Origin of the sequence: Nocardioides humilatus (genome assembly GCF_008373755.1) — a bacterium.
Classification (GTDB): Bacteria; Actinomycetota; Actinomycetes; order Propionibacteriales; family Nocardioidaceae; genus Nocardioides; species Nocardioides humilatus.
In genome coordinates this window covers 1-310 of sequence record NZ_VUJV01000059.1, presented here as the reverse complement: position 1 = coordinate 310, position 310 = coordinate 1, and the positions used below count along the sequence as shown (strand labels likewise).

Genomic DNA, 310 nt, shown 5'->3' with positions numbered 1-310 from the left:
TCTGAAGTCAACCCAAAATCCATCAAGTCTGGAGATGCAGCCATTGTCAACTTGGTACCTTCCAAGCCTCTATGTGTAGAGTCCTTCCAGGAATTCCCACCCCTCGGTCGTTTTGCTGTCCGTGACATGAGGCAGACAGTTGCTGTCGGAGTCATCAAGGCTGTCAACTTCAAGGAGGCTGGTGGTGGCAAGGTCACTAAAGCTGCCGAAAAGGCCACCAAGGGCAAGAAGTAGCTAGAGCTGTTAACAGCACAATTTTTCATACAACTGCGATACTTCATTCACCGAAAGGTGTTTCGAAGGAAAAAAG

At 48.4% G+C, this 310-nt stretch carries 1 protein-coding gene; it reads left to right on the top strand.

Features of this window, described 5'->3' with window-relative positions:
* On the top strand, positions 1-234 hold a 234-nt coding region (locus F0U44_RS23995; RefSeq protein ID WP_223163811.1), incomplete at its 5' end, for an elongation factor 1-alpha C-terminal domain-related protein.
* Positions 235-310 lie beyond the last annotated feature (76 nt).